At 73.7% G+C, this 17,407-nt stretch carries 14 protein-coding genes; 6 read left to right on the top strand and 8 right to left on the bottom strand.

Annotation, left to right across the window (positions count from 1 at the left end; genetic code table 11):
- Positions 1–30 precede the first annotated feature (30 nt).
- From ACFOVU_RS23425 to ACFOVU_RS23460, 8 genes are all read right to left on the bottom strand, one after another.
- Entirely contained in the window at positions 31–897 is an 867-nt protein-coding gene (locus ACFOVU_RS23425; protein ID WP_378537023.1) for an NAD(P)-dependent oxidoreductase, read from the bottom strand.
- Between the two features lie 139 nt (positions 898–1,036).
- Positions 1,037–1,735: a FadR/GntR family transcriptional regulator gene (locus tag ACFOVU_RS23430; protein WP_378537025.1), complete on the bottom strand. Its 699-nt coding sequence runs from the start codon at positions 1,733–1,735 to the stop codon at positions 1,037–1,039.
- Between the two features lie 234 nt (positions 1,736–1,969).
- Positions 1,970–3,391 (bottom strand): MFS transporter, encoded by a 1,422-nt coding sequence (locus ACFOVU_RS23435; protein WP_378537027.1) that lies wholly within the window; start codon positions 3,389–3,391, stop codon positions 1,970–1,972.
- A gap of 150 nt (positions 3,392–3,541) precedes the next feature.
- Positions 3,542–4,576 carry an alcohol dehydrogenase catalytic domain-containing protein gene (locus ACFOVU_RS23440; protein WP_378537029.1) on the bottom strand — a complete coding sequence of 345 codons (1,035 nt, stop codon included), beginning with the start codon at positions 4,574–4,576 and terminating at the stop codon, positions 3,542–3,544.
- Between the two features lie 508 nt (positions 4,577–5,084).
- Entirely contained in the window at positions 5,085–6,641 is a 1,557-nt protein-coding gene (locus ACFOVU_RS23445) for a mannitol dehydrogenase family protein (RefSeq protein ID WP_378537031.1), read from the bottom strand.
- Between the two features lie 5 nt (positions 6,642–6,646).
- Entirely contained in the window at positions 6,647–7,864 is a 1,218-nt protein-coding gene (gene manD / locus ACFOVU_RS23450; RefSeq protein WP_378537033.1) for a D-mannonate dehydratase ManD, read from the bottom strand.
- Positions 7,861–8,844 carry a 2-hydroxyacid dehydrogenase gene (locus ACFOVU_RS23455; RefSeq protein WP_378537035.1) on the bottom strand — a complete coding sequence of 328 codons (984 nt, stop codon included), beginning with the start codon at positions 8,842–8,844 and terminating at the stop codon, positions 7,861–7,863. The genes manD and ACFOVU_RS23455 overlap by 4 nt, the downstream gene beginning before the upstream one ends.
- Positions 8,841–9,860: a LacI family DNA-binding transcriptional regulator gene (locus ACFOVU_RS23460; protein ID WP_378537037.1), complete on the bottom strand. Its 1,020-nt coding sequence runs from the start codon at positions 9,858–9,860 to the stop codon at positions 8,841–8,843. The genes ACFOVU_RS23455 and ACFOVU_RS23460 overlap by 4 nt, the downstream gene beginning before the upstream one ends.
- Before the next feature lie 659 nt (positions 9,861–10,519).
- Here ACFOVU_RS23460 and ACFOVU_RS23465 point away from each other — a divergent pair.
- From ACFOVU_RS23465 to ACFOVU_RS23490, 6 genes are all read left to right on the top strand, one after another.
- Entirely contained in the window at positions 10,520–12,823 is a 2,304-nt protein-coding gene (locus ACFOVU_RS23465; RefSeq protein ID WP_378537039.1) for an ATP-binding cassette domain-containing protein, read from the top strand.
- 161 nt (positions 12,824–12,984) lie between these two features.
- On the top strand, positions 12,985–13,494 hold the full coding sequence (locus ACFOVU_RS23470) for a GbsR/MarR family transcriptional regulator (RefSeq protein ID WP_378537041.1): 510 nt from the start codon (positions 12,985–12,987) through the stop codon (positions 13,492–13,494).
- A complete protein-coding gene (locus ACFOVU_RS23475; protein WP_378537043.1) occupies positions 13,491–14,405 on the top strand; it encodes an ABC transporter ATP-binding protein in 915 nt (304 codons plus the stop codon). Before ACFOVU_RS23470 ends, ACFOVU_RS23475 begins: the two co-directional genes overlap by 4 nt.
- Positions 14,402–15,109, top strand: coding sequence for a fluoroquinolone export ABC transporter permease subunit (locus ACFOVU_RS23480; RefSeq protein WP_378537045.1), 708 nt, complete (start codon positions 14,402–14,404; stop codon positions 15,107–15,109). Before ACFOVU_RS23475 ends, ACFOVU_RS23480 begins: the two co-directional genes overlap by 4 nt.
- On the top strand, positions 15,106–15,876 hold the full coding sequence (locus ACFOVU_RS23485; RefSeq protein ID WP_378537047.1) for a hypothetical protein: 771 nt from the start codon (positions 15,106–15,108) through the stop codon (positions 15,874–15,876). The genes ACFOVU_RS23480 and ACFOVU_RS23485 overlap by 4 nt, the downstream gene beginning before the upstream one ends.
- 131 nt (positions 15,877–16,007) lie before the next feature.
- Positions 16,008–17,372 (top strand): salicylate synthase, encoded by a 1,365-nt coding sequence (locus ACFOVU_RS23490; protein WP_378537049.1) that lies wholly within the window; start codon positions 16,008–16,010, stop codon positions 17,370–17,372.
- The last annotated feature ends 35 nt before the right edge of the window (positions 17,373–17,407 follow it).

The raw sequence follows: 17,407 nt of genomic DNA on the forward strand, positions 1-17,407 counted from the left end.
CTGCGCGCGCGGTGGTGCGCTGCCGCGGGGTCACTCGGGGCCGCCGTAGGTCTCGATGACGCGGGAGTCATCGCGCCGGGCCAGGCCCAGCTCGGCCGCCCGCGCGTAGCGGTCCCGGGCGACGTCCAGGAGGGGCGTCTGCGCGCCGGCGCCGCGGGCGGCCTGTGCGACGAGGTCGCTGTCCTTGACGAAGATCCCGATGGCGCTGGTGACCTCCGTGTCGGTCCCTTCGAGCATCCGCGGCCCGCGGTCGGAGAGCATCCACGAGCCCGCGGCGCCCTGCTCGACCAGGGCGAGCACGTCCCGGCGGTCCAGCCCCAGGTCGCCGGCGAGGGAGAGGGCTTCGGCGGCGGCGACGATGTGCACGGCGCACAGGTGCTGGTTGACGACCTTGATCGCCTGGCCGGCGCCGATCTCGCCGCCGACCTCGCGGACGGTGCCGAGGCGGTCCAGGACCGGGCGCGCGGCCGCGATGTCCTCGGCGGGGCCGGCGGCGAACAGGGTGAGCTCGCCCGTGCGGGCCCGGGCGACGCCGCCGGTCACGGGGGCGTCGAGGACCGCGGCGCCCGCTGCGGCCAGGCGGCCGCCCTGTTCGCGGACGCTGTCGGGGCCGACCGTGCTCATCACGATCCACCGCTGCCCGGTGACGCCCACGGCGAGGGCGTCGTCCACGAGCGCGGCCAGTTGCTCAGGGGTCGCGACCATCACCACGACGGTCTCGGCGCGGGGCGCTTCGGCGAGGGACGCGGCTGCGGTGATCCCGGCCTCCTCGGCCCAGGCGTGCGCGGCGGGATGGGGGTCGACCGCGACGATCGGGTGGCCGGCGGCCGCGACGCGGCTCGCCATCGGCCGGCCGATCGCGCCCGTTCCGGCGAAGACCACGGTGGGTCGGGGCATGGCTGTCCTCCCTGGGGATTGGGGGTGGCTGCGGTCCGCGGGCATGGCGGGGCATGGCGCAGCGCGGCCGCGGCCGTGGGTTGCGGAGTGGTGCGGGGCGGGTGGTCCGGGTGGCGGGGTGGCGGCCGGCAGGCGCGGGTCAGGGGCCGCCGGTGAGCGAGGACCACACCTCGAAATGGCGGCGCATGGCGATCCGGGCGCCGTCGCCGTCGCGTTCGCCGACGGCTTCGACGATGCCGTAGTGGACGGTGTCGGTGACCCGGGTGGCGCCGGGCTTCAGCGGCTGGCGCTCGACCGCCACCCGCCGCCGCTGCACGACTTCGCTGCGCAGGACGTGGCTGAGCCCGTCGTGGAGCAGGCTGAAGATCGGGTTGTCGACGATGGCGACGAGGCCGCGGTGGAACGCCAGGTCGGCTTCGAGGGCGCGGTCGTCGTCGCCGTCGGCGCTGGCGTGCACCATGTCGTCGACCAGCGCGCGCAGGTGGTCGACGTCGTCGGCGGTGGCGCGGCGGGCCGCGGTCTCGGCGACGGAGATCTCGAGCATCTCGCGGGCCGAGCCGAACTGGTCGCTGCTGAGGTGGCCGAGCTGGCTCGACAGGTCGAAGTGGAGCTGGATGAAGCTCGCGTCGGGCACGCTCAGGTAGGAGCCGCGGCCCTGGGTGCGGTCGACGAAGCCCAGCATCGCGAGCATCGACAGCTGCTCGCGCAGGGTGCCGCGGCTGACCTCCAGGGAGGCCACGAGGTCGCGTTCGGTGGGCAGGCGCAGGCGCCCGGTGTCGGCCTCAGGGGTCGCCTGTTCGGCCAGACTGCGCACCAGGTTCGAGACGTCGATGCCCACCGGACCCACCTCCTGTGTGAGATTGGTCAAACCAATACGGGGAGGCTACGACCGTGTTAACATCGACGTCAAGACTTGGTCGGACCTTTCTTCGCCGCGCGGTGCGCTGGAGAAGGCCCGGAGGCGGCGAGCGGGCGGCGGACGCGGGAAGGCCCATGGCCTCCCCCGAGGGTGGCCATGGGCCTTCCCGTGCGACCGGTCACGGCCGCTCCGCCGCACCGGTGGCGGTTCAGGTCACCGCCGTGCCGCGTCCCCCGCTGCGGGGGCGGGGGCCGCGCCGCTGCCGGACGGGGCGGCCGTTGCGTCGTGGGCGGTGGTGAGGTCGCGATCGAGGGTCTCCGGGGCGAAGAGGGACGCGACGAGGCTGACGGCCATCATCACCATCATGTAGGCCGCGACGGGCACCCACGAGCCGGCGAAGGCGCTCACCAGCGCCGCGCAGATCAGCGGGGCCACCCCGCCGCCCAGAACAGAGGAGAACTCCCGGCCGAGCGTCACGCCGGCGTAGCGGTAGCGGTTGCCGAACAGCTCCGGGAAGTAGCTCATCTGCACGCCCACCGCGCCCTGGCAGGCCAGGATGAACCCGACGATCATCGCGACCGTGATGGCCACCGGCGACCCGGTGTTGAGGGCGATGAACGTCGGCGCCGGGAGCAGCACCATCGCGCCGACCATCACGGTGTAGACCGGCTTGCGCCCGAACCGGTCGGAGAGCGCCCCGAAGCCCACCGCGGCCACGCCGCCGCACAGCGCCCCGATCAGCAGTACCTGCGGGACGAAATCGGCGTCCACGCCGACCGTCGAGACCAGGTAGGAGGCCATGAACACCTGGTAGGTGTAGGACTGGGCGCTCACCCCGACGTTCATGAACAGCACCATGAGCGTGGGACGCCGGCCGTACCGGAAGACCTCGCCCACCGGTTTGGGCGGCTGCACGTGCTGCTCCTTGAGCTCGGTGAAGACCGGGCTCTCGACCAGTGTGCGGCGGATGACCATGGCGACGACGGTCACGACGAGGCTGGAGAGAAAGACCAGCCGCCACCCCCAGCTCATGAGGGCGTCCTCGGGCAGCCGCTGCACCAGCATCCACGCCACCGCTCCCAAGGCGGTGCCGAGCGCCGCGCCGGTCATGACCAGCGAGGCGAACCTGCCCCGGCGCCCCGCCCCGGCGGTCTCGGTGAGCAGCGTGGCGGCGCCGGCCTGCTCCGCGCCGGCGCCGACGCCCTGGAAGAACCGGCAGATGACGAGCAGCGCCGGTGCGATGATGCCCGCCTGGGTGTAGGTCGGCAGCAGGCCGATGGCCAGCGTGGAGCCGCCCATGAGCAGCAGGGTGCTGACGAGCACCCACTTGCGGCCGAGCCGGTCGCCGTAACGGGAGAAGAACAGGCCCCCGAGGGGGCGGGCGGCGAAGCCGACCGCGTAGGCGCTGAAGCTCGCCAGGATGCCGACGGCCGGGGACACGTTCGGGAAGAACAGCACCGAGAAGACCAGCGCGGACGCGGTGCCGTAGATGACGAAGTCGTACTGCTCGAGCGTGGTGCCGACCAGGCCCGCCCACGCGGCGCGGCGCACCGCGCGGGGGTCGGGGTCCGGCTGGGCCGGGGCCTTCGGGCCCGGCGTCATCGGTGCCGGTGCTGCCGGCTGTGTGGCGTCCATTTTTCCTCGCTGGGGACCGGGGCCCTGGGGCCGGGGCGGGTGGGGTGGTGAGCGGTGGGTGGTGGGTGCGGTGGTGGGTGGTGGGTGGTGGGTGCGGTGGGTGGTGGTGGATGTGATGGCGGGTGACGGGTGTGGCGGCGGGTGCGGCGGTCAGGGCGCCGTTGTCGCGGGCCGGACGACGACCTTGAGGTGGGCGGGGTCGTGCCCGGGGGCGCGCAGCGCGTCGGCGGTGTGGTCGAGGTCGAAGCGGCCGGTGAGCACCCCGGCCAGGTCGACGCGGCCGGACGCGGCCAGGTCGATGGCCGTGGGGAAGGCGTGGGCGTAGCGGAACGCGGTGACCAGGTCGATCTCCCAGCGCTGGAGGAACGCGAGCGGCAGGCCGTCGACTGCGGGCGCGGCCTGGCCGACGACCGTCGCGCGGGCCGCCGGCGCCAGGGTGCGGATGCCCTGCCACAGGGCCTCGGGGTGGGCGGAGCACTCCAGCAGCCGGTCCATGCCCGTGAGGGCGGGGGCGGCGTCGGCGGTGTTGAGGACGGCGGTGGCGCCCAGGGCGGCGGCCCGGGCGAGCCGGGCGTCGTTGACGTCGGTGACGACGACCTCGCTCGCCCCGGCCGCGCGCGCCACCTGGGCGGCCAGGATCCCGATGGGGCCGGCCCCGGTGATCAGGACCCGGTGCCCGAAGCGGACGTCGGCGCGCCGGACCGCCCAGACCGCCACGGCGAGCGGCTCGATCAGGGAGCCGGTCTCGGTGGGGACGGCATCGGGCAGGGGGTGGACCGCGCGGGCGGGGACGACGATGTGGTCCGCGATCGCGCCGTGGGTGGGCGGGGAGCCGAGGCAGGTCCCGGCGGGGCACAGGTTGTAGCGGCCGGAGCGGCAGGTCGGGCACCGCCCGCACCCCACGGCGGGCTCGACCGCGCAGCGGGTGCCCACGGGGATGGCCGCGCCGGGTCCGGCGGCGGCCACGACACCGGACGCCTCGTGCCCGAGCGCGGTGGGGCTGCGCAGGACGTTCTGCCCGTTGCGCCCGCTGGCGAAGTAGTGCATGTCGGAGCCGCAGATCCCGACCGCGTCCACGGCGACGAGGACGTCATCGTGCCCCAGCGGGGGCAGGGCGAGTTCCTCGATGCGCAGGTCCTGCGGTCCGTGCAGGACGGCGGCCCGGGTGGTCGTGGGCACGGTCATGGCGGTTCCTTAGGTCGTGGTATCGGGATCCGGGACGGGTCCGCGGGTCCGCGGGTCCGCGGGTTCGGGAGTCCGCGGGTCCGGGAGCCCGGGGCCCGGAGATCCGGGGCGGGTCCGGGGAATCGAGTGCGGGTCCGGCGGGGACCGGTGGCCGGTCGCGCCGTGAGCGGGACGGCGGGTACGCCGGAGCCGGGCACCGGCGGGGTGCGGAATGCGAGATGCGGATGTGGCGCGGCGTCCGGCGGGATCGGCCGGAATCCGGTGGTATGCCCGGTGCCGTCGTGCGGCGTCAGCGGGCCGAGCCGTCCGTCTCGGACGGGAAGCGGTGAACGGGCGTCGGCGCGGCGGAGCCGCGACGGCGGGCAGGATCGGGGTCCGGGTCGTGTGTCCGGGATGCGCGACCAAGGCGCCCGGTCGGCGACCGGGCGATCGTCGCCTCTACGCCGGTCGTAGGCGGTGGAGAAGTCCTGTCATCAGGCCTCCTTTGCAGTCGCCGGAATGGTGGTGGTCAGTGGGCGGGCGTGGTCGACGGTGTGCCGGGGACGGGGTCCTCGGACGGGGAGCGTGTGTCGGGTTCGGCCGCTTCGGCGGTCTCGCGGGCCGCGGTGAGAGGGCCGTGGGTGGTGATGACCGTGATCAGTTCGGCGACGCGGTCGGCGAACGCGGTGTGTTCCGCGAGCCCGGCGCCGAGCAGGCCGGTGCGCAGGACCGCGGCGGCGAAGTCGCGGGCACTGCCCCCTGCCAGTGGGGTGAGGGTGGCGCGCGCGGGGTCGGACATGGCCGCGGCGGCCGGTCCCGGGTCGAACCCGGGGGGCGGGGCGATGCAGCACAGGTAGGCGGCGAGGGTCAGCGCGAGGTGGTGGGGCATCCGGCCCGCAGCCAGGTGGGCGAGCGCCGGCTCCGGGACCCGCTGGCGCAGCTTGACCGACCCGTCCGACCCGACCTGGCTGGTCTTGTGGCCCAAGGCGAAGTTGGACCAGCGGGCGGACAGCTCCGCGATGTAGCGCTCGATGTCCATGCCGCCGGGCACGCGGACCGTTGGCAGGTACTCCGTGCGCAGGACGCGGTCGGCGGCCGCGGCGATCTCCGGCCGGGCGATGGCCTCGGGGATCGTGGCGCAGCCGTGCAGCGCCCCGAGGTAGGCCAGCAGCGAGTGCGTGCCGTTGAGCAGCCGCAGCTTGATCAGCTCATAGGCGTCGACCTCGTCGGTGAACACGGCCCCGGCGCTCTCCCACGCCGGCCGCCCCGCGGCGAAGCGGTCCTCCAGGGCCCACATCGTGAACGGCTCGGCCGGAACCGGGACCTCGTCGCGGGCGCCCAGCAGCCGGGCCGCCGTGGCGCGGTAGGCGTCGGTGGTCGCGGGCACGATCCGGTCGACCATGCTGTTGGGGAAGGCCGCGGTGTCGAGGTAGGCGAGGAGTTCGGCGCCCTCCGCCGCGGGCAGCTCGGCGGCGAATTCGCGCAGCAGCCGCCGCGTGGTGGCACCGTTCTGGACGAGGTTGTCGCAGCTGAGCACGGTCACCGGCCGGCCGTGGGTGCGGGCGCGGCGCAGCAGCCCGCGGGCGAGGAGCCCGATGGTAGTGCGGGGCGGCGCGGTGCCGGCCAGGTCCGCGCGCACCAGCGGGTTCGCGAGGTCGAGGCCGCCGCTGCCGGGCGCGAAGGTGTAGCCGTGCTCGGTGACGGTGAGCGTGACGATCGCGGTCGCGGGGGCGGCCAGGGCGTCGAGGACGGCGCCCGGCTCTTGTGCGGCGACGAGGACGCCGGTGTGCACGGCCGGGACGCTCGCGCGGGTGCCCTCCGGGGAGACCTCCAGGACGCTGTAGCGCAGGTCCTGGGCGCGCAGGGCGTCGGCGACCGCCGGGGAGCGGCTGGCCACGCCGAGGATCCCCCACGGTCCGTCGGTGTGGGCGAGCGCCTGCGCGGTGTAGACGGCCTGGTGGGCGCGGTGGAAGTTGCCCAGGCCCAGGTGGACGATGCCGGTCTCGGGGCCGCCGCGGTGGTGCACGAGCGTGCCGGCGGGGGTCGAGGCGGCCCCCAGGCGGGGCGGGTGGGGTCCCGGGGTCATGGGCGTCACCAATCCGTCATCGAGCCGTCGCGCCTGCGGGCGACGGGCAGGTAGGCGCGTTCGTAGGGGTATCTGGCGGCGAGCGCCTCGTCGACCTCGACGCCGAGCCCGGGGGCGTCGCCGGGGTGCAGGTGGCCGTCGGCGTAGGTCCACGCGTGCCCGAAGACCTCGTGCACCGGGTCGGGGTAGCCCATGTACTCCTGGATGGCGAAGTTGGGGGTGGCCAGGCCGAAGTGGAGCGAGCCGGCCAGGGCCACCGGTGAGACGTCGGAGGGGCCGTGCGGGGCCATCCGCACCTGCCAGACGTCGGCCAGCGCGGCGATGCGGCGCAGGTGGCTGATGCCCCCGGCGTGGGACACGGCGGCGCGCACGAAGTCGATCAGCTGCTCGGTGATGAGGCTGCGGAACTCGAAGACGCTCGTGAAGACCTCGCCGATGGCCAGCGGGACGGTGGAGTGCGCGCGGACCAGCCGCAGCACGTCTTGGTTCTCCGCGGGGGTGACGTCCTCCAGCCAGAACAGGTCGACGGGCTCCAGATCGCGCGCGAGGCGGGCGGCCTGGGAGGGGGTCAGCCGGTGGTGGGCGTCGTGGAGGAGGGCGAGGTCGTCCCCGGTGTGCGCCCGGACCTCGGCGAGTGCACCGGGGACGTGGCGCAGGTAGGCGCCGGTGTCCCAGACCTCCTCGGCGGGGGCGGCGCCGCGGCCGGCCGGCTCGTAGGCGGCGCGGTCCCGCGGGACCCCGTAGACCGTGTCGAGCCCGGGAACCCCGGTCTGCACGCGCACGGCCTGGAAGCCGCGGTCGCGCACGGCGTCGACGGCGTCGAGGAGCGCCGGGACGTCCCAGCCGGTGGCGTGGGTGTAGGACAGGATCCGGTCGCGGACGGCCCCGCCGAGCAGCCGGTACACGGGCAGGCCCGCGGTCTTGCCGAGGATGTCCCACAGGGCGAGGTCGACGGCGCCGATGGCGGCCATGGTGACCGAGCCGCCGCGCCAGTAGACGCCGCGGTAGAGGTACTGCCAGGTGTCCTCGATGCGGGCGGGGTCGCGGCCGATGAGGATCGGGCAGACGTGGTCGCGCAGGTAGGAGGCGACGGCGAGTTCGCGCCCGTTGAGGGTGGCGTCGCCCCAGCCGACGACGCCGGCCTCGGTGGTGACCTTCAGTGCCACGTAGTTGCGGCCGGGGCTGGTGACCAGGACTTCGGCGGTTGCGATGCGGTCGGTCACGGTGCCACCGCCACGACGTTGGCCAGCGGTTCTCCGGCGGCGAGCCGGCCGATGTTGGCCGCGATGTCGGCCGCGCGGCCCGCGAAGGTCTGGCGGGTGAGCCCCGAGGAGTGGGGTGTCAGCAGCGCGTTCGGCAGCTCGTGGAAGGGCAGGGCCGACGGGGCGGCCCGGTTGCCGCCGTCGGGGTAGGCGTACCAGACGTCGATGGCCGCGCCGAGGATGCCTCGGTCGGCCAGCGCCTCGTAGAGCGCCCTCTCCTGGACCAGGGGCCCGCGGCCCACGTTGATCAGGATGGAGCGGGGGCCCATGCGGGCGAGTTCGGCGGCGCCGATGATGCCGGTGGTCTGCGGGGTGAGCGGGGCGGAGAGCACGACGACGTCGGAGCGGTCGAGCAGCGCGCCGAGGTCGTCGATGGCCCCGGCCCATTCCAGGCCGTGCGCGGCGGCGTCGGTGGTGCCGCGGCGGGTCACGGCCAGCCCGGTCGCGCCGAACGCGCGCAGGCGCTCCCACGCCCGGGCGCCGATGTGTCCGAACCCGATGAAGCCGACCGTGGCCGAGGACAGCGCCTCGGGCCAGGGCACCGCGGGGTCGTGCGCGGGCGAGGCCCATTCCCCGGTGCGCAGCGCGCGGTCCTGGGCGAGGAAGCCGCGGCGGAGCAGGATCGCCGAGGCCACCACGTATTCGGCGATGGAGTCCTCGTGGTGGAAGGTGTTGGCGACCACGGTGCCCGACGGCAGCGCGCCGATGTCGATCTTCTCGACGCCCGCGCCCGCTGCGTGGACGAGCTTCAGCGCCTTGCCGGCCGCGGCGATGCCCGCGGGGCACCGGCCGCTGACGAGCACGTCGGCGTCGGCCACCGCGGCCTCCAGCCCGGGGTCGGCCATCCGGTCGGCCCAGACGACCTCGGACCCGGCGGGCAGGGCCAGGCCGAGTTCCGAGCGGCACTGGCGCAGGTTGGCGTCGGCGATCACGATCTTCACGGGTTCCCCCTGGTGTCGGCGGGGACGCGGGCCGCGGCGGGGCGGGTGGAGCCCCGGACGACCAGCTGGGTGGGCAGGCGCAGGCAGCGGGGGCCCGCGCCGTCGCCGGCCATGGCCTGGTCGAGCATCCGCAGGGCGAGCGAGCCGGCCCGGCCCATGGGGACGGCGATGCTGGTCAGGGTGGGCTGGGACACGGCGGCGAAGGGGATGTCGTCCATTCCGACCACGGAGAGGTCGTCGGGGACCCGGACGCCGAGTGTGCGGGCGCCGGTGATCACGCCCAGGGCGACGAGGTCGTTGTGGGCGATCACCGCGGTCGCCCCGCTGGCCACCACGCGGGCGGCGGCGGCCGTGCCGCCGGCGACGGTCTCGGCCTGTGAGCCCAGCAGCTCCAGTTCGAGGTCGTGGGTGTCGGCGAGGTGGCGGACGACCTCGACGCGGTGGGCGTTGGACCAGGACCGGGGGGAGCCCTGCACGTAGGCGATGCGCCGGTGGCCGAGCGCGGTCAGGTAGTCGAGCGCCTGGCGCAGGCCGTCGGTGGCGTCGGCGAGGACGGTGTCGGTCCCGGTCGCCTCGCGGTTGACCAGGACGACGGGGACGCCGCCGCTCAGGGCCTCGATCTCGGCGGCGTCCAGCCGCGGCGAGCAGACGACGAGGCCGTCGACCCGGTCGCGCAGGTGCGCGATGACCTCGCGCTCGCGGTCGGGGTCGAAGTCGGTGTCGGCGAGGACGACCGTGTGGCGCCGGTGCCACCCCTGGCTCTGCGCGGCCTTGACGAACGCGGAGAACACCGGGTTGGCGACGTCGGGGACGACCACAGCGACGGTGACGGTCCCGGTGTCGGGGCGCGGCTCGGCGGCCCGGGGGGCGGGGGGCTCGTAGCCGAGTTCCCGCGCGGTGGACAGCACCTTGCGCAAGGTGTCGGGACCGAGGCGGTCGGGGTCGCTGAACGCCCGTGACGCGGTCGACAGGGCGACGTTGGCCTTCTTGGCCACGTCGGTGAGCGTCGGACTCACGGAACCCTCCCAGCAGGAACGATGACGTTACGTCGATCACACGCGATGACGTGGGTCACATCGTGACAACCTTGCGCAAGATTGTCAATGTTTCGGCAAGATTGACGCGGATCACCAAGGGGGCGCTGGGGTCCGACCGCGGTCGCGGACGCGAAAAGCCCCGGCCGCAGGCCGGGGCTTCGGGGCGGAGCAGGGCGGCGGCCGGGGCGGATCGGGGCGCATAGAAGGTCGTCGCGGATGGGCGACGGTGGATGCCACGGCGGGCCGGAACCGCCGATTCCGGCCCGCGCGCGCGGCGGTCTTGCCAGCGGAGGACCGGGAACGGCTCCCCGTCGGCGACGGTGCGTGATCATGATCATCGGCGCGCGCCCCTGGCGCAACAGCCGTCCCGCCCGCAACCCCCCGACCGGCGTGGCCGGAACCGCCGGTCCGGTGCGAGCGGCGCACCCGCCTCGGGACGTTGAGGGTTTTCTGCTCGCTTCGATCCACCACGTGCCGTTTTTCCGCCTCACATCGGGAAAACCCTGCACATCCACTTCAATGAAATAATTGAAGCCCCGACCGCGCTCCGATGAGAGCCCCGGGACACCCCTCTCTGCATCCGTCCTCCTCGGCGTCGCACGCCCGTGCGACGTCCCACGACCATGTGAAGGGTCCCCATGGAGCATCCGCCGATCCGCACCGAGAGCACCTCCCCGTCCGGCGGCCGGCACGTCGCCGACAGCCACGACGTGATCCAGGTCCGCGGCGCACGGGAGAACAACCTCGCCGACATCTCCCTCGACATCCCCAAGCGCCGGCTGACCGTCTTCACGGGGGTGTCCGGGTCCGGCAAGTCGTCGCTGGTGTTCGGCACCATCGCGGCGGAGTCGCAGCGCCTGATCAACGAGACCTACTCCGCGTTCCTCCAGTCGTTCATGCCCAGCCCCGGCCGCCCCGACGTCGACACGCTGCGCAACCTCAGCGCCGCGATCGTCGTCGGCCAGGAGCGGATGGGCGCCAACTCCCGCTCCACGGTCGGCACCGCGACCGACGCCTACGCGATGCTGCGGATCATCTTCAGCCGCCTGGGCACCCCGCACGCCGGAGGTGCGGGAGCGTTCAGCTTCAACCTGGCCGAGGGCATGTGCATGGAGTGCGAGGGGCTCGGCCGGGTGTCGACGATCGACGTCGGCCACGTCGTCGACGTCGAGCTGTCCCTGAACGAGGGCGCCATCACCGCCCCCGGCTTCCCGGTGAACTCCTGGCACTGGCAGACCTACGCCAATTCGGGGTTCGTCGACCCCGCGGTGAAGCTGAAGGACTACACCGAACAGCAGTGGGCCGACCTCATGCACCGGCCCGCCGGCACCGTCAAGATCGGCAACAGCAACATCACCTACGAGGGGCTGATGCCGCGGGTCCAGAAGTCGTTCCTGGCCAAGGACCGCGACGCATTGCAGCCCCGCATCCGGGAGTTCGTGGACCGCGCGGTGACGTTCACCGCCTGCGCGGCGTGCGGCGGTGCGCGGCTCAACCCGGCGGCGCTGGCCGCCCGGATCGACGGCCGCAACATCGCCGACTGTTCGGCCATGCAGGTCAGCGACCTCGCCGAGTTCATCCGCGGCATCGGGGACCCGTCGGTGGGGCCCATGGCGGCCGGCCTGCTGGAGCTGCTGGACGCGCTGGCCGAGATCGGGCTGGGCTACCTGAGCCTCGACCGCGAGGCGGGCACCCTGTCGGGCGGCGAGTCGCAGCGCGTGAAGATGGTGCGCCACCTCAACTCCCCGCTCACCGACCTCACCTACGTCTTCGACGAGCCCACCATCGGCCTGCACCCGCACGACATCCAGCGCATGAACGACCTGCTGCTGCGGCTGCGCGACAAGGGCAACACGGTCCTGGTGGTCGAGCACAAGCCCGAGACCGTCGCGATCGCCGACCACGTGGTCGACATCGGCCCGGGGGCCGGGACCGCGGGCGGCCGGGTCTGCTACGCCGGAAGCGTCGGCGGGCTGCGCGACTCCGGCACCCTCACCGGCAAGCACCTCGACCACCGCGCCGCGCTGCGCCCGCGGGTGCGCACCGCCCGCGGGCGGCTGCCGATCACCGGCGCCAGCCTGCACAACCTCCGCGACGTCAGCGTCGACGTCCCGCTCGGCGTGCTCACGGTGGTCACCGGTGTGGCGGGCTCGGGCAAGAGCTCGCTGATCCACGGCGCGCTGCCCGGGCGCGAGGGGGTGGTGGTCGTCGACCAGTCGGCCATCCGCGGCTCGCGCCGCAGCAACCCCGCCACCTACACCGGGCTGCTCGACCCGATCCGCACCGCCTTCGCCAAGGCCAACGGGGTCAAGGCGTCGCTGTTCAGCGCGAACTCCGCGGGGGCCTGCCCCACGTGCAAGGGCATCGGGCTGGTCTACACCGACCTCGCCATGATGGCGGGGGTGGCGTCGGTGTGCGAGCAGTGCGGCGGCAAGCGGTTCACCGGCGACGTCCTCGCCCACACCCTGCGCGGCAAGAACATCAGCGAGGTCCTGGCGATGTCGGTCGCCCAGGCGCGCGACTTCTTCCCCTCGGGGAAGGCGCGGGGCATCCTGGACCGGCTCGCCGATGTGGGGCTGGGCTACATCGGGCTGGGCCAGCCGCTGACGACCCTGTCCGGCGGTGAGCGGCAGCGGCTCAAGCTGGCGATCCGGATGAACGAGCGCGGCACGGTCTACGTGCTGGACGAGCCGACGACGGGCCTGCACCTCGCCGATGTCGACCGGCTCCTGGCCCTGCTGGACCGGCTGGTCGACGACGGCAACACGGTGATCGTCATCGAGCACCACCAGGCCGTCATGGCCCACGCCGACTGGATCATCGACCTCGGCCCCGGTGCGGGGCACGACGGCGGCCGGGTGGTCTTCACCGGCACCCCCGCCGACCTCGTCGCCGGAGGCGACACCCTCACCGCCCGCCACCTGCGCAGCTACCTCGCCTGACCTCCGGGTCCGCCGACCCGTGCGCGGGCCGGCGGACCGGGGCCGCGGGCACGGGTCGCGGATCTTAACGGATCCCTATCGGCTGAACTTTCAGAAAATACTGAAAGTTCGGATTTTCGCTCCTACTGTGTGTGACGAGAACACGCACAAGGAGGGGCACGATGCCCGAAACCCCCGACGACCCCCTGCGCCCGGAGCGCGAGGCGTTCACCGAGGAGCTGGCCCAGTACTGGGAGAACGAAGGGCTGCCGCGCATGGACGGCCGGGTCCTCGGCCACCTGATGGTGTGCAGCCCTGCGCTCCAGACCGCGGAGGACATCGCCACCGCGCTCGGGATCAGCCGAGGATCCGTCAGCACGTCCATGCGGATGGCCGTCCGCGCCGGCGCCGTGGAGCGCGTCACCGTCCCCGGGTCGCGCCGCCACCACTACCGCGTCCGCCCCGGCATGTGGCGCCAGGAGATCGACAACCGCGTCCGGCAGGCCACCGCGGTCCGGCAGCTTGCCGAGGACGGCCTCAAGCGGCTCGCCGGCGCCCCGCCCGAGGACCTGGACCGGCTGCGCGACCTCTACGAGATGTACGACTTCCTCGTCGGCGAGTACTCGGCGATCCGCGACCGCTGGCACGAGCGCGAGAGCGACCGCGACTCCGGGAAGGGGACGGGACGGTGACCGTCACCCATCCGGCCGGCGGCACGGGCGCCGCCACCGCCCAGGACACCGTGATCCGCGTCGGGGGCCTGGAGTACACCTACCCCAAGGCGGCCGGGCCGGCCGTCCGCGGCATGGACTTCGAGGTCCGCCGGGGCGAGGTCTTCGGCTTCCTGGGCCCCAGCGGCGCCGGGAAGTCCACCACGCAGAAGATCCTCATCGGCCTGCTCACCGGAGCGCAGGGCACCGTCGAGGTCTGGGGGCGCCCTCCGCGGGAATGGGGCGGCGCCTACTACGAGCGCATCGGCGTCTCCTTCGAGCTGCCCAACCACTACCAGAAGCTCACCGCACTGGAGAACCTGGAGTTCTTCGCCTCGCTCTACAGCGGCGCGACGGAGGACCCGATGGCGCTCCTCACGCGGGTGGGCCTGGCCGGCGACGCCCGCACGCGGGTGTCGAAGTTCTCCAAGGGGATGCAGTCGCGCCTCACCTTCGCGCGCGCCCTGCTCAACCGGCCCGAGCTCCTCTTCCTGGACGAGCCCACCACCGGGCTGGACCCGCGCAACGCCCGCAATGTCCGGGACATGATCGCCGAGCTGCGCGCCGAAGGCCGCACGGTCTTTCTGACCACACACGACATGGCGACCGCCGAGGAGCTGTGCGACCGGGTGGCGTTCGTGGTCGACGGCCGGATCGCGATCCTCGACTCACCCGCCGAGCTGCGGATCGCCCGCAGCCGCCGCACGATCCGCGTCGACTACCGCGCCGATGGCGGGGACGCGCTGGAGCACGCGGAGTTCCCCCTCGACGGGGCGGCCGACGACGCCGGGCTGCACGCGCTGCTGCGCGGCCACCGCATCGAGGCGATCCACAGCCAGGAGGCGTCCCTCAACGACGTGTTCGTCGAGGTCACCGGCCGGAGCCTGACATGAGCGGGCTGGCCGCCACCATGCGCCTGGAGCTGCGCCTCCAGCAGCGCTACGGCTTCCTGTACGCGGCGGTGTTCTCGGCGGCGGTGTGGCTCGCGATCCTGCTGCCCATCCCCGCCGGCTACCGCGATGTCGCGGCGCCGCTGGTGCTCTTCGGCGACCTGCTGATCGTGGCGTTCTTCTTCATCGCCGGGTCGCTGTTCTTCGAGAAGGGCGAGCGCACCTTGTTCGCCTTGGTGGTGACGCCCCTGCGGTTCGGCGCCTACATCGTGGCCAAGCTCGTGACGCTGACCGCGCTGACCGTGGTGCTGAGCTTCGCCATCATCCTGCCCGTCCACGGAGTCGGCTTCGACGTCCCGCTCGTGCTGCTGGGGGCCGTGACCGGGGCCCTGGTGATGCTCCTGGTGAGCTTTTCGAGCGCCGTCCCCTACGTCTCGATCACGGACTGGGTGCTCCCGTCGACGTTCTGGCTCGGCCTGCTCAACGTGCCGCTGATCCACTACTCCGGGCTGTGGGAGCACCCCGTCCTCTATCTGATCCCGACTCAGGGGCCCCTGCTGATGTTCGGCGCCGCGTTCGGGCAGATCGAACTCACAGGGGCGCAGCTCGCCGCCTGTGTCCTGGTCCCGTTGGTGTGGACGGGCGTCCTGCTGGTCATCGCGCGGCGGGTCTTCCAGCGCTACATCGTCGCCGGGGAGGGCACATGACCGCGCCGGCAGCACCGCCCCGGCGGTCCGCGCTCCGGGCCGTCCGCGCCTTCGGCCGCAACGACCTCGCCGGGGTGCGGCGGGATTCCATGCTGCTGTTCCTCATGGTGGCGCCCTTCACCTACGTCGCCATCCCGCGGTACGCGTTGCCGCCTCTGACCGGCCTTCTCCGGGACCGCTACGCCTTCGACCTCGCCCCCTACCACGACCTCGTCGTGTCGATGTTCATCATCGCCGGCGAGCCGATGCTGCTCGGTGCCCTGGCCGGGCTGCTCCTGCTGGATGAGAAGGACACCGGGACCCTGCACGCCCTGCGCGTCACCCCGGTCCCGATGGTGACCTTCGCGGCCTACCGGGTGGCCACCGTCGTGGGGGTGAGCTTCGCCTACGTCGTCATCGGGATGGCGTTGAGCGGCCTGATGCCGGCCCACGCGGTACCCGGGATGCTCGGAGCCTCGCTCTGCGCCGGCCTGGTGGCGGCGCTGGTGGCCGTGGTCATGGCCCTGGTCGCGGGCAACAAGGTGGAGGGGCTCGCCGTGGTGCGGGCGATAGGGCTGGTGATCGCCGGCGTCCCGATCCTGCCCTACTTCCTCCCGGCACCGTGGGACCTGCTGTTCGGCGTGCTGCCGTCGTACTGGCCGGTCAAGGTCTACTGGCTGTCCGCCGAAGGCGCGGCCTTCTGGCCCTACCTGCTGGCCGGGCTCGCCTGCAACGCGGCCCTGCTGCTGTTCCTGCTCCGCCTCTACGGCCGCCGCCGGTTCGGTTGAGCACCATCGGGGCCGAAGGACCGGCTCCTGGCCGGCCCTTCGGCCCCCGGACTTCCCTTCCCTCGACTGGGACAGTAGGTTAGGCGAGGCTTGCCTAATCCTTGTCTCCGTCGTCGCGTATGGGAGAGCCTGTGTCTGCGGTGCGCCGTTACCACGAGTTGAGAATCCCCGGCCGGTTCGAGCCGCTGGCGCTGGCCGGGCGGCTGGCGGGGTCGGGGCTGTTCGAGGGGTACGTCGTCTACGAGCGCGGCGGGGACTGGTGGTTCGCCGGCGACCCGCTGGCCGATGTCGTCCTGGACGGCGCGTCCGTGCGCAGCACCGTCGACGGCAGCACCCGGGTCGAACCTTGGGCGGGGCCGTCGCTGGCGCAGGTCGGCGACGCTCTGGCCGGCGCGGGCGTGCAGGGCTGGCGCGCCTTCGGGTGGGCCGCCTTCGAGCTCGCCTACGCCATCGCGGGGCAGCCCCTCCCCGCCCCCGGGACGCCGCTGCTCCACCTCTTCGTCCCGCGGACCGAGGTGCGGATGGGCGCCGACGAGCTCGTGGTGCGCACCCTCGACGAGCACCGGCTCGCCGACGTCCGCGAGCTGCTGCGGGACCCCGCCGGCTCCCCCGGGGCCGCTGCCCCCACCCCGGTCGCCGTCGACGCGGCCGCGGGGCACGACGCCTACCGCGCCGCCGTCGCCTCGGCGGTGGCCGATATCCGGTCCGGGCGGCTCGGCAAGGTGATCCTGTCCCGTGAGGTGGAGGTGGGCTTCGACGCGGACCTGGCCGCGACCTACGCGCTGGGCCGCGCCAACAACACCCCGTCGCGGTCGTTCCTGCTCGACCTGGGTGGCTGGCAGGCCGCCGGGTTCAGCCCCGAGACGGTGGCCGAGGTCTCCCCCGACGGCGGGGTGGCGACGCTGCCGCTCGCGGGCACCCGCGCCCTCGGCGGCGACGGCGCCCCCGATGCCGCCCGCCGGGCCGACCTGCTCTCCGACCCCAAGGAGGTCTACGAGCACGCCGCGTCGGTCAAGCTGGCCTGCGAGGAGCTGGAGGGCCTGTGCGCGCCCGGCAGCGTCGCGGTCACCGAGTTCATGCGGGTGAAGGAGCGCGGCAGCGTCCAGCACCTGGGCTCCCGAATCGACGGCCGGCTCGCGGCCGGCCGGCCGGCGCTGGACGCGTTCGCCGCGCTCTTCCCCGCGATCACCGCGTCGGGCATCCCCAAGCGCGCCGCCTACGAGCGGATCCGCGCGCTGGAGGAGCGGCCGCGCGGCCTGTACGCGGGGGCGGTGCTGATGGTGTCGGCCGACGGTGCGCTCGACTCCGCCCTGGTGCTGCGCGCGATCTACCGCCGGGGCGGGCGCACCTGGCTGCGCGCCGGAGCGGGGATCGTCGCCGACTCCACGCCCGACCGGGAGTACGAGGAGACCTGCGAGAAGCTGGGCAGCATCGCGCCGTTCGTGGTCCGCCGCGCCCGCGAGGCTGCACGGGCGGAGCCGGTCGCGGCGCGCTGAGCCCGGCGGGCCGGGCGCGCGGGAGCGCCCGGCCC

The organism is Nocardiopsis sediminis (assembly GCF_042650565.1).
GTDB lineage: Bacteria > Actinomycetota > Actinomycetes > Streptosporangiales > Streptosporangiaceae > Nocardiopsis_B > Nocardiopsis_B sediminis.

Bases quoted from the DNA above. Each gene is read 5' to 3' on its own strand.
- ACFOVU_RS23435 (WP_378537027.1), bottom strand. From the start codon at position 3,391: ATGGACGCCACACAGCCGGCAGCACCGGCACCGATGACGCCGGGCCCG.
- ACFOVU_RS23470 (WP_378537041.1), top strand. From the start codon at position 12,985: ATGCCCGAAACCCCCGACGACCCCCTGCGCCCGGAGCGCGAGGCGTTC.
- ACFOVU_RS23465 (WP_378537039.1), top strand. From the start codon at position 10,520: ATGGAGCATCCGCCGATCCGCACCGAGAGCACCTCCCCGTCCGGCGGC.
- ACFOVU_RS23485 (WP_378537047.1), top strand. From the start codon at position 15,106: ATGACCGCGCCGGCAGCACCGCCCCGGCGGTCCGCGCTCCGGGCCGTC.
- ACFOVU_RS23440 (WP_378537029.1), bottom strand. From the start codon at position 4,576: ATGACCGTGCCCACGACCACCCGGGCCGCCGTCCTGCACGGACCGCAG.
- ACFOVU_RS23425 (WP_378537023.1), bottom strand. From the start codon at position 897: ATGCCCCGACCCACCGTGGTCTTCGCCGGAACGGGCGCGATCGGCCGG.
- ACFOVU_RS23480 (WP_378537045.1), top strand. From the start codon at position 14,402: ATGAGCGGGCTGGCCGCCACCATGCGCCTGGAGCTGCGCCTCCAGCAG.
- ACFOVU_RS23445 (WP_378537031.1), bottom strand. From the start codon at position 6,641: ATGACCCCGGGACCCCACCCGCCCCGCCTGGGGGCCGCCTCGACCCCC.